Source organism: Nocardiopsis sp. KDC1DS13DA1, from assembly GCF_055632325.1.
Genome location: NZ_JBVMUY010000052.1, coordinates 99,929 through 110,339 on the forward strand (window position 1 = coordinate 99,929; position 10,411 = coordinate 110,339).

Below are 10,411 nucleotides of genomic sequence, written 5' to 3' on the forward strand. Positions count from 1 at the left end.
ATCCGGCGCCGGTTCTGCAATAAAATTCCGGGCCAACCGGAACATGCGCGTGGGGCCCCCGGTCGAGCCCGACGCCCGTGTCCGCAACCAGATCGGCCGAACGACTTCCCGCTACCCCGGTGCCCACGAAGCGTTTCGGGACCAGAGTCCTTATGGTCCCGCGTCTCACGGAGAGCCGGGTTCCCACTCGATAGGGTCGCCTCATGCACCACCCCCCGGACACCCTCCACGCCCGTAAACGGCGCAAGGCCCGCGCGTTGATCGTGTCGGCAGCCTTCCAGCTCTTCGCCGAGCGCGGATTCGACAACGTCACCGTCGCTGAGATCGCCGAACGTGCTGAGGTGGGGCGTACCACCTTCTTCCGGTACTTCGGGGACAAACAACAGGTCCTGTTCGCCGACGACGCGGACGAGGCCGACCGTGCGTGCGCCCACGTGCGGGAGAAGGCGTCCACGCCGGTGGGGGACGATCTCGGCGCCGCGGTCGCGCTCCTGCGCGAGGCGGGTGCCCGGCCGCACGCCGGTCTGTCGTCCGACCACGCCGCGGTGCTGATGCGGCTGCTGCGCGAGAGCGGGGAGCTCAGGTCCCGCTACCTCCTGGTGCGGCAGTGCCGGGCCGACAAGCTGGCGAACGCGCTCGTGGAGACCGGCACGACGGAGGTCGTCGCCGTCCTGGCCGCGCACGTCGCGATGGCCTGCGAGCTCACCGCGATGCGCCTCTCGGGGGCGCCGGAGGCCGTCCCCGCCCACCTGGACGAGGCCCACGAGCTCCTCGCCGGACTGGACCGGTAGCACTTCCGGGTGGGGGTGCGCAGGCGCGTGCCCGGCCGTGTTCCCGCCGTCCCGGGCCGTCGGGGTCCGGTCCCATCCGCACCACCGTCCACTCGTGTGGCCCGGGTCACACTCATGGGGCTCTGGATTTACTTGGACGTCCAACTATATGGTGGGCGTCACAGAGCCGCGGTGCAGGGAAGCCGGTGAGAGTCCAGCACGGTCCCGCCACTGTGTCCGGGAAGTGCTCTCCCAGGTGATGCCACTGGCGTCAGCCGGGAAGGCGGGGAGAGCGCGCTGATCCGGGAGTCAGGATACCGGCCGCGGCTGTCGACAACCGTGTGATCCACGAGGATGGAGCGAGCACGCATGGCACCGGTACGTGCCCACGCGACCCGGTCCGGGCACGGAACACCGCCCGGGCCCGCGATCGGGCACGACCGCTGAACCCGGCGACCCGACACCACGGGCCGCCCGGCCGGCCGCGCACCATCGCGGCCCCGTTCCCCGTGCCCCCGTGCCCCGCTCCACCTCCAGACGAGAGCTGGTGCGCCATGGTCAGTGAGAACCACGAACCCAACGAGCCCCGCGAACTCACGCACTTCGTACATGGAAAGCACGTCCCCGGGCGGTCGGGTGCCTTCGGCGACGTCCACGACCCCAACAACGGCACCGTCCAGGCCCGCGTCCCCCTCGCGGACCGGGCCGAGACCGAGGCCGTCATCGCCGACGCCGAGGCCGCCCAGGCCGAGTGGGCCGCCTGGAACCCCCAGCGCCGCGCCCGCGTCCTCCTGCGCTTCCTCCAACTGGTCGAGGGCGAGCGCGAGACCCTCGCCCGGCTCCTGTCCGCCGAGCACGGCAAGACCGTCCCCGACGCGCACGGCGACATCCAGCGAGGACTGGAGGTGGTCGAGTTCGCCGCCGGGATCCCGCACCTGATCAAGGGCGAGTTCACCGACAACGCCGGGACCGGGATCGACGTCCACTCCCTCCGCCAGCCGCTGGGCGTCGTCGCGGGCATCACCCCGTTCAACTTCCCCGCGATGATCCCGCTCTGGAAGGCCGCCCCCTCCCTCGCCTGCGGCAACGCGTTCATCCTCAAGCCCTCCGAGCGCGACCCCTCCGTCCCGCTCCGCCTCGCCGAACTCTTCCTGGAGGCGGGGCTGCCGCCGGGTGTGCTCAACGTCGTCAACGGCGGCAAGGAGACCGTCGACACCCTGCTCACCGACCCCCGCGTGGCCGCAGTCGGGTTCGTCGGCTCCACCCCCATCGCCGAGTACGTCTACACGACCGCGACCGCGCACGGTAAGCGGGCCCAGTGCTTCGGCGGGGCCAAGAACCACATGATCGTCATGCCCGACGCCGACCTCGACCAGGTCGTGGACGCCCTGCTCGGCGCCGGTTACGGATCCGCGGGCGAGCGCTGCATGGCCGTGTCCGTGGCCGTCCCGGTCGGACAGGAGACCGCCGACGCGCTGGTCGCCCGACTCACCGAGCGCATCGGGACGCTCCGGGTCGGTCCCTCGCACGACCCCGACGCCGACTTCGGACCGCTCGTCACGCGCGAGGCCCTGGAGCGGGTCGAGAACTACGTGGACCTCGGTGTCGAGGAGGGCGCGGAACTGGTCGTGGACGGGCGCGGGCACACCGTCCCCGGGTACGAGGACGGGTTCTTCACCGGCCCCAGCCTCTTCGACCGGGTGACCACCGACATGCGGATCTACCGCGAGGAGATCTTCGGCCCCGTGCTCTCCGTCGTGCGCGCGGACACCTACGAGGAGGCCCTGCGCCTGCCCAGCGAGCACGAGTACGGCAACGGCGTCGCGATCTTCACCCGTGACGGCGACACCGCCCGCGACTTCTCCCAGCGCGTCAACACCGGCATGGTCGGCGTCAACGTGCCCATCCCGGTCCCCGTCGCCTACCACACGTTCGGCGGCTGGAAGCGGTCCGGGTTCGGCGACCTCAACCAGCACGGCCCCGACTCGATCCGCTTCCACACGCGGACCAAGACCGTCACCTCCCGCTGGCCCTCCGGGGCCAAGGAGGGCGCCAGCTTCACGATCCCGGTCATGCGCTAGGCGGCCGCAGTTGAACACACTCACCGAGGACCAGCTCATCCTGGCCGAGACCGCCCGCGACTTCGCCCGCGAGCACCTCGCGCCGCACGCCGTCGAGTGGGACCAGGCCAAGCACTTCCCCGTGGACGTGCTCCGCAAGGCCGCCGAACTCGGCCTGGGCGGCGTGTACGTCGGCGAGGGCTCCGGGGGCTCCGGCCTGACCCGCCTCGACGGCGCCATCGTCTTCGAGGCCCTGGCCACCGGCTGCCCGTCCATCGCCGGGTACCTGTCCATCCACAACATGGTCGCCTGGATGGTCGACCGCTACGGCTCCGACGAGCAGCGGGCCCGCTGGCTGCCCGACCTCTGCTCCGCCCAGACCCTGGGCAGCTACTGCCTCACCGAACCCGGCGCCGGCTCCGACGCCGCCGCGCTCGGCACGCGCGCCGAGCGCGACGGCGACCACTACGTCATCACCGGCACCAAGCAGTTCATCTCCGGCGCGGGCGCCTCGGAGGTGTACCTGGTCATGGCCCGGACCGGGGACACCGGGTCCTCCGGCGTGTCCGCGTTCGTCGTCCACCGCGACGACCCGGGACTGTCCTTCGGCGCCAACGAGACCAAGATGGGCTGGAACGCCCAGCCCACCCGCCAGGTGATCCTGGACGGCGTCCGCGTCCCCGCCGACCGCCGTCTGGGGGAGGAGGGCGACGGGTTCCGGATCGCGATGCACGGCCTCAACGGCGGCCGGCTCGGGATCGCCGCCTGCTCGCTCGGCGGGGGCCGGGCCGCCCTGGAGGCCAGCACCGCCTACCTGGCCGACCGGGAGGCGTTCGGATCACCGCTGATCAACGCCCAGGCGCTGCGGTTCCGGCTCGCCGAGATGGCCACGGAGCTGGAGGCCGCCCGCTCCCTGCTGTGGCGGGCCGCCGCCGCCCTGGACGCGGGAGACCCCGAGGCGCAGCAGCTGTGCGCCATGGCCAAGCGGTTCGCCACCGAAGCCGGGTACACCGTCGCCGACGAGGCCCTCCAGCTGCACGGGGGGTACGGGTACCTGACCGAGTACGGGATTGAGAAGATCGTCCGCGACCTGCGGGTGCACCGAATCCTGGAAGGAACCAACGAGATCATGAGCCTGATCATCGCTCGCGGACTCACCGGGGCCGCCTGATGTCCCAGACACCCGGACCCGCCGCCACGTCCACCGGAGCCGCACCGCCCACCCCGCCCGACGCCGAGGTTCTGGCGCGCGTCGAGGGCGGGCTCGGCCGACTCACCCTGAACCGGCCCCGCGCGATCAACGCCCTCAACCACGCCATGGTGCGGGACGCCGAGGCCGCCCTCACCGCGTGGGAGGGCGACGACACCGTGGCCGCCGTGCTCATCGACGGGGCGGGGGAGCGCGGCCTGTGCGCGGGCGGCGACATCCGCTCCATCCAGGCCAGCGCCAGGGCGGACGGCCGCGAGGCCGCCGCCTTCTGGCGCGACGAGTACCTGCTCAACGCCCACATCGCCCGGTTCACCAAGCCCTACGTCGCCTTCATGGACGGCGTCGTCATGGGCGGCGGGGTGGGGGTGTCCGCGCACGGGAGCGTCCGCGTGGTCACCGAGCGCTCCACCGTCGGCATGCCCGAGGCCACCATCGGGTTCGTGCCCGACGTCGGCGGTACCTTCCTCCTGTCCAGGGCCCCCGGGGAGACCGGTACGCACCTGGCCCTGACCGCCGGCTCGGTCGGCGCCGGGGACGCCGTGTACACCGGGTTCGCCGACCACTTCGTCCCGTCCGAGCGGCTGGCCGACCTGGCCGACGCGCTCACCAAGGCCGCCTCCGCCGGGGACGTCGCCGACGCCGTCGGCCGGTTCGCCGAGACCGCCCCGGCCGGTGACCTGGCCGGTTCCCGGCACTGGATCGACGCCTGCTACTCCGCCGACACCGCCGAGGAGATCGTCGACCGGCTGCGCTCCCACGGTGACAAGGACGCCGCGCGCGCCGCCGACGTCATCGAGAGCAAGTCGCCCACCTCGGTGAAGGTCGCCCTCGCGGCGCTGCGCCGGGCCCGGGAACTGCCCACGCTGGAGGCGGTCCTGGAACAGGAGTACCGGGTCTCGTGCGCCCTGCTGTCCTCACCCGACCTGGTCGAGGGCGTGCGTGCGCAGGTGATCGACAAGGACCGGAACCCGACGTGGACGCCGGACCGGCTGGCGGAGGTGTCCGACAGCCACGTGGCGCGGTTCTTCACGGCCGCGCCGGACGGACCACTGGGACTCATCGACGAGGGGAGCCGCGCATGACCGCCGTCGCGTTCGTCGGACTGGGCAACATGGGTGGGCCGATGGCCGCCAACCTCGTGACCGCCGGGCACACGGTCACCGGGTTCGACCTGGTGCCCGAGGCCCTCGCCAAGGCCGCCGAGGCGGGCGTCCGCGTCGCCGACAGCGCGGTGGACGCGGTCGCCAAGGCCGACGTGGTCGTCACGATGCTGCCGAGCGGCCGACACCTGCTCGCCGCCTACCTGGGCGCCGACGGGGACGCGGGGCTGCTGGCCGCCGCCCGCCCCGGGACGCTCTTCGTCGACTGCTCGACCGTGGACGTGGCCGACGCCCGCGCCGCCAACGCCGAGGCCGTCGCCGCCGGTCACCGCGCCGTGGACGCCCCGGTCTCGGGCGGGGTCGTGGGCGCGACCGCCGCGACGCTCACCTTCATGGTGGGGGCGGAGGGCGCCGACTTCACCGACGTGGAGTCACTGCTGTCGGCGATGGGCCGCAAGGTGGTCCACTGCGGCGGGCCCGGCGGCGGGCAGGCCGCGAAGATCTGCAACAACATGGTGCTGGGCGCGTCGATGATCGCGGTCAGCGAGGCGTTCGTGCTCGGCGAGCGGCTGGGGCTCACCCACCAGGCGCTGTACGACGTGGTCTCGACCGCGTCCGGCCAGTGCTGGTCGCTGACCACCAACTGCCCGGTGCCGGGGCCGGTCCCGACCAGCCCGGCCAACCGGGACTACCTGCCCGGGTTCGCCGCGTCGCTGATGGCCAAGGACCTGGGCCTGGCGGCCAACGCGCTGCGCGACACGGGGGTGGAGGCCGAGATCGGGCTGCACGCGGCCCGGATCTACTCGGCCTTCGCCGAGGGGCTGGAGACCGAGCGGGACTTCTCCGCGATCGTCAACGCCATCCGCGAGCGCTCCGGTCAGTCGGACGTCGCCGGGGCGGACGGCGGCCCGGAGGGTGCGCCGACCGGCGGTTCCTGACCGGACCGGGGTCCACGAACGCCTCCGCGTGCTCGGCGCGCGGGGGCGTTCCGCCGTGTCGGCGGAGGGGCGAACTTTACGGAACGGTAGACACACGGGGAGTGTCCAAACGGGTGCAACGTCATCTCCCGTGAGAGTGAGCTCCATGACCCCCCTGCTCCCCATGCCCGGAAGCCTCAAGGCGGTCCGGGTCATCCTCGCCGTCAGAGTGGTCCTGGCCGTCCTCGTCTACGGTGTCGCGACGCTGGGACTGGCCGCGGCGTCGGGCGACCGACGTCTCCAGAACGCTCTGGAGGCCGAGGCCGGGATGCCCTACGGAGCCGTCGCACTGTTCATGGCCATCGGAGCAGCGATGGTCGCCTTCGAGGGCTACGTGCTGGTGACCATGGGTCGGGGAGGCGCCAGGACGCAGACGCTCCTGCGCCTGCTGGTCGGGATCGGTCTCGTGAGCGCCGTCCTGAACCTGCTGACGGGGCAGAACGCGGTCCTGGGCATCGTCCTGTTGGTCGTCGTCGTGATCCTCGTCGAGGGTCAGGGCGCCAAGGAGTGGTTCCACACCACGGAGAGCTCCGTCGGCTGACGCCGGGCGCGGCGGCGGGCGGCGACGACGTCGCCCACGCGGCGGCGGGTCACCCGGTCGCCCACCCACCAGGTCCGGTCCCCTTCCGGTAGCCCGCCACTGTTCGGGGTTCCTCTCCCGCGCGGCGCGCACGGCCGCCGCCCGCCCCGGAACGCTCGGGAGACCCGGATCATCCGGGATCGGCCGGGCCGGGGCCGGGCCCGCCGGGGATCACGCCGACCGGCGCCGCCAGTAGGCGACGGTGACCGCGCCCAGGAGGGGACCCCACAACAGGAGCGGCAGATAGGCGGCGTAGAACGCGGCCAACGGCAGGCCGGTCAGCTCCACCGTGGGGGAGTCGCCCGGCAGCGGATCCCCCTGGACGGTGACTCCGAACAGTCCCGTGATCCACACGGCGCTCCACATCACCGTCAGCACGGTCGATCCGAGCGCGGCCGGGATGACGGCGGCGGGAGCGGGCACCCTCCGGCCGCCGATGCCGGGGATCCACCGGGGGAGGGTCTCGCCCCATGCGGCGACCAACCCGACGGCGGTGAAGGCGACCACGACGGAGAAGACCGACAGGAGGACGGTGTACGCCTCCATCGGGATCCACGCGGGAATCTGTCCCCTGCCGTGGGCTCTGCCCGCCTCGGTGAAGCTTCCCAGGCTGCGCCACAGGCCGGAGGGCACGACGGTCAGGACGACGGTGTAGGCGGCGACCGCGGCCCATCGGGGCACGCCGGGGACGGGGGCGAGCAGGTCGCGCCACCGGGATCGGCCGGTCGTGGTGGGCGGGGTGGGATGGTCGGTCGGGCGAACGGCCATGGTGCGGCTCCTCGGGAGGGTGGGGAGGGACGGGCGGGCCCACGCCCAGAGTCCCGGTGGCGGTGGCCCGGTCGCCTCACCCGTGCGGCGGAACCGGCTCCCGCGCGAGGGGGAGCCGGTTCGGCGGCGCGCGCTCAGCCGGATCGGTCGAGGTGGTGGCGGATGAGCCCGGCCAGTTCGTCGAACTCACCCGGTGCCGGTCCCGCCAGGAGGTCACCCTCCGGGAATCGTGGCCGGGGGACGAGGGGGAGCACGTAGGGGCGGACGAGGGCGCCGCCGACCTCGTCGGGGTCCGGCCCGGGTTCCGGGGCGTCGGGCTTCGCCGAGGACGCCGAGGACGCCGGGGTCAGCGCGGGGCGCGCGGGGGCCGGGGCGATCGCGCGGGGTTCGGGCCCGGGGGTTTCGGGAGTGAGCAGGTAGGCCAGGGCCGTCGCGAGCACGGCGGCGGCGAGCTGCCAGAGGCGCGCGGCGAGGGATTCGACGGGTTTGCGGTGCCGCCCGTTAGGGTGGTGCATGGTCATCCTCTTGGGGTTTCAGGTGGTTGATCGCGCCCCGGACCGGTGTTGCACTCACCGGCCGGGGCATCTCTTTTCGGCGGGTGTCCATGGCCCGAGGGCTGCGCTTCCCGCCGTGGTCTGGGGTGTCCTCAGATGTTGGGGTAGCGGTCGGGGTCGATGAGCGCCCACACGGTCAGGGAGTCGCCGGGGCGGCCGGTCCACCACCACTTCTCGGAGAGCGCGGCGACCAGCTGGAGCCCGCGTCCACACGTGTCGAGATCTTCACCCGGCCTGGCCAGGCGGGGGACGGAGATCGGGCGTCCCGCCCGCGGGCCGTCGTCGGTCACGGACAGGACGATGACGTCGCCGGGGAGCGGTTCGACGGAGACCTTCACCCGCCTGTACCGGCCACCCGACGCGGTGTGGGCGGCCGCGTTCGCCACGAGTTCGTTCATGGTGAGGACGACCGGTAGGGCGAGGTCGTCGTCCAGCCGCGACGCCTGGCCGCACCAGGTCCGGATGCGCCCGAGCTGATCGGGCGTGCCGTCGAAGTAGGCGGTGGATTCCCCCAGCCGCCGACCCCGCACGTGTACCGGCAACCCACCCGCCACCCGCCGGTCCTCGTGCTGTCCGCGCCTTGGTCGCGGAATGTCGCATTTATCCATTCAATCCTCCCTGGGGCACAAGTGATCTGATTCGAGCGCCGGTCGGCGTTGTCGGCGCTCGCCCTCCTTCAAGCATGAATGGCGAGATCTAAAACTGCAATAGTGCAGAAATAAGTAGTGAAATATGATCTAGTAAGAGATGTATTGATGCAATGTGTTACGGTTCACGTGTAATCAGGAGGTGCAGCATGGTCGCACGGCCGAGCCCGACCGCCCGCCAGCGCCGACTCATGGCGGAGCTGACCCGTCTTCGCGATAACTCGGGTCTTTCTCGCGCGCAGGTCGCCGACCGAGTCGGTATCACCGACAGCACCCTGTGGAGATACGAGACGGGCATGACACGGCCGAAGCCTGGTGACGTGGCCATTCTGCTGGATGTGTACCGCGTTCATGGGGCGGAACGCGAAGAACTCATCGAGATGGCCAAGCACGCGCGCAAGCGCGGCTGGTGGCACCGGTATCGGCAGACCCTGAAACCGGGTTTTGACAGCTACATCGGTCTTGAAGCCGCAGCGTCTGTTGTGCGGACATTCCAGACCATCGTGGTTCCCGGCATCCTCCAGACGGAGGACTACGCCCGCGCGGTGACCGAACAGACCGCCATCACGTCAGCCCCGGACTTGGTGGACGAGAAGGTGCACGTCCGGATGTCGCGCCAGGAATTGATCATGCGGACCGACGACCCCCTGCACGTGGTCGCCGTCCTCGACGAGGCAGTTCTCCGTCGTCAGGTTGGTGGTCCCGACACCATGCGCGCGCAACTCCAGCACCTCGTGACCCTCGCGGAACTGCCCACCGTCACCATTCGGGTGGTGCCGTTCTCCCGTGGTGCCCACGCTGGCATGGACGGGCCGTTCTACCTCCTGGAGTTTCCTGAACAGGCAGATCCCGACGTGGTCTACCTGGAGCAGGCCGGTAGTGGTCTCGTTCCGGAAGATCCGGAGGAGGTGCGCCGGTATACGCTGATGTTCGGGAGCCTGCTGGCCAGGGCGCTTGAACCTGATGAGTCGACCCTCCTCATCCGCGGGCTCCTGAGTAACGATCGTTAGGCCCCTCGGAGAAGCGGAGGCACGGAGATGACCGCGCCGCACAACCCCATCTGGCACAAGAGCAGTTACAGCACCAACGGTGGCGAGTGTGTGGAGGTCTCTGAGGGGTGGAGCGTGCTGGTTCGGGACACGCAGAACCGGGAGTTGGGGAACTTGGCGTACCCGGGCGTTGAGTGGACCGGTCTGCTTGCCGCCCTCAAGCTATAGGTGCTTCTAGGCGCCTTTGGATTATTTGAGGCGTATGGATTTTATGTCTGTTTATCGACAACTTGCAGATTCGGTGCTGCTGGCGGGTTAGATGCCCAGGTCAGGAACTGCTCCCCGCGCACGCGGGGATGGACCCTTGTGTCAGGCACCCCCGAACGCGGCCAAGCCCTGCTCCCCGCGCACGCGGGGATGGACCCACACCCACAGACACACCCTCCGTCCGGTGGTGCTGCTCCCCGCGCACGCGGGGATGGACCCTCGCCGTTGGACAGCATCGCGGGGATGGAGTCCTGCTCCCCGCGCACGCGGGGATGGACCCGCGGAGTTGTACCTGTGCCCGTGAACACTGCACTGCTCCCCGCGCACGCGGGGATGGACCCACGAGCCATGACAACCCGTTTGCCGTAGCGTTCTGCTCCCCGCGCACGCGGGGATGGACCCGGGTCGGGGAAGGACACCGGGGGGCGTCCGGACTGCTCCCCGCGCACGCGGGGATGGACCCGCCCGCTGCTCGTTCACGGTCATCCA

At 71.3% G+C, this 10,411-nt stretch carries 11 protein-coding genes, 1 CRISPR repeat array and 1 riboswitch; of the genes, 8 read left to right on the forward strand and 3 right to left on the reverse strand.

Features of this window, described 5'->3' with window-relative positions; all coding sequences use genetic code 11:
* Window positions 1–203: 203 nt before the first annotated feature.
* From ACTVAJ_RS28450 to ACTVAJ_RS28475, 6 genes are all read left to right on the forward strand, one after another.
* Window positions 204–791: a TetR/AcrR family transcriptional regulator gene (locus tag ACTVAJ_RS28450; RefSeq protein WP_470391370.1), complete on the forward strand. Its 588-nt coding sequence runs from the start codon at window positions 204–206 to the stop codon at window positions 789–791.
* 132 nt (window positions 792–923) lie between these two features.
* Window positions 924–1,110: riboswitch (cobalamin riboswitch) on the forward strand.
* Between the two features lie 214 nt (window positions 1,111–1,324).
* Window positions 1,325–2,851, forward strand: coding sequence for a CoA-acylating methylmalonate-semialdehyde dehydrogenase (locus tag ACTVAJ_RS28455; RefSeq protein WP_470391371.1), 1,527 nt, complete (start codon window positions 1,325–1,327; stop codon window positions 2,849–2,851).
* Between the two features lie 10 nt (window positions 2,852–2,861).
* Window positions 2,862–4,001 (forward strand): acyl-CoA dehydrogenase family protein, encoded by a 1,140-nt coding sequence (locus ACTVAJ_RS28460; protein WP_470391372.1) that lies wholly within the window; start codon window positions 2,862–2,864, stop codon window positions 3,999–4,001.
* Window positions 4,001–5,122, forward strand: coding sequence for an enoyl-CoA hydratase/isomerase family protein (locus ACTVAJ_RS28465; protein ID WP_470391373.1), 1,122 nt, complete (start codon window positions 4,001–4,003; stop codon window positions 5,120–5,122). The genes ACTVAJ_RS28460 and ACTVAJ_RS28465 overlap by 1 nt, the downstream gene beginning before the upstream one ends.
* Window positions 5,119–6,078 (forward strand): 3-hydroxyisobutyrate dehydrogenase, encoded by a 960-nt coding sequence (gene mmsB / locus ACTVAJ_RS28470; protein WP_470391374.1) that lies wholly within the window; start codon window positions 5,119–5,121, stop codon window positions 6,076–6,078. Before ACTVAJ_RS28465 ends, mmsB begins: the two co-directional genes overlap by 4 nt.
* A gap of 145 nt (window positions 6,079–6,223) precedes the next feature.
* Complete coding sequence (locus ACTVAJ_RS28475; RefSeq protein ID WP_470391375.1) at window positions 6,224–6,658, forward strand: hypothetical protein; 435 nt, start codon at window positions 6,224–6,226, stop codon at window positions 6,656–6,658.
* Between the two features lie 210 nt (window positions 6,659–6,868).
* Here ACTVAJ_RS28475 and ACTVAJ_RS28480 read toward each other — a convergent pair whose 3' ends face one another.
* From ACTVAJ_RS28480 to ACTVAJ_RS28490, 3 genes are all read right to left on the reverse strand, one after another.
* Window positions 6,869–7,465: a hypothetical protein gene (locus ACTVAJ_RS28480; protein WP_470391376.1), complete on the reverse strand. Its 597-nt coding sequence runs from the start codon at window positions 7,463–7,465 to the stop codon at window positions 6,869–6,871.
* Between the two features lie 134 nt (window positions 7,466–7,599).
* Window positions 7,600–7,980 carry a hypothetical protein gene (locus tag ACTVAJ_RS28485; protein ID WP_470391377.1) on the reverse strand — a complete coding sequence of 127 codons (381 nt, stop codon included), beginning with the start codon at window positions 7,978–7,980 and terminating at the stop codon, window positions 7,600–7,602.
* Window positions 7,981–8,111: 131 nt separating this feature from the next.
* Window positions 8,112–8,573 (reverse strand): ATP-binding protein, encoded by a 462-nt coding sequence (locus ACTVAJ_RS28490; RefSeq protein WP_470391378.1) that lies wholly within the window; start codon window positions 8,571–8,573, stop codon window positions 8,112–8,114.
* Window positions 8,574–8,857: 284 nt separating this feature from the next.
* Here ACTVAJ_RS28490 and ACTVAJ_RS28495 point away from each other — a divergent pair, with 284 nt between their 5' ends.
* Complete coding sequence (locus ACTVAJ_RS28495; RefSeq protein ID WP_470391379.1) at window positions 8,858–9,676, forward strand: helix-turn-helix domain-containing protein; 819 nt, start codon at window positions 8,858–8,860, stop codon at window positions 9,674–9,676.
* 27 nt (window positions 9,677–9,703) lie between these two features.
* Window positions 9,704–9,883 (forward strand): DUF397 domain-containing protein, encoded by a 180-nt coding sequence (locus tag ACTVAJ_RS28500; RefSeq protein WP_470391380.1) that lies wholly within the window; start codon window positions 9,704–9,706, stop codon window positions 9,881–9,883.
* A gap of 107 nt (window positions 9,884–9,990) precedes the next feature.
* Window positions 9,991–10,385: direct repeats of the CRISPR family, unit length 29 nt; unit sequence CTGCTCCCCGCGCACGCGGGGATGGACCC.
* Window positions 10,386–10,411 lie beyond the last annotated feature (26 nt).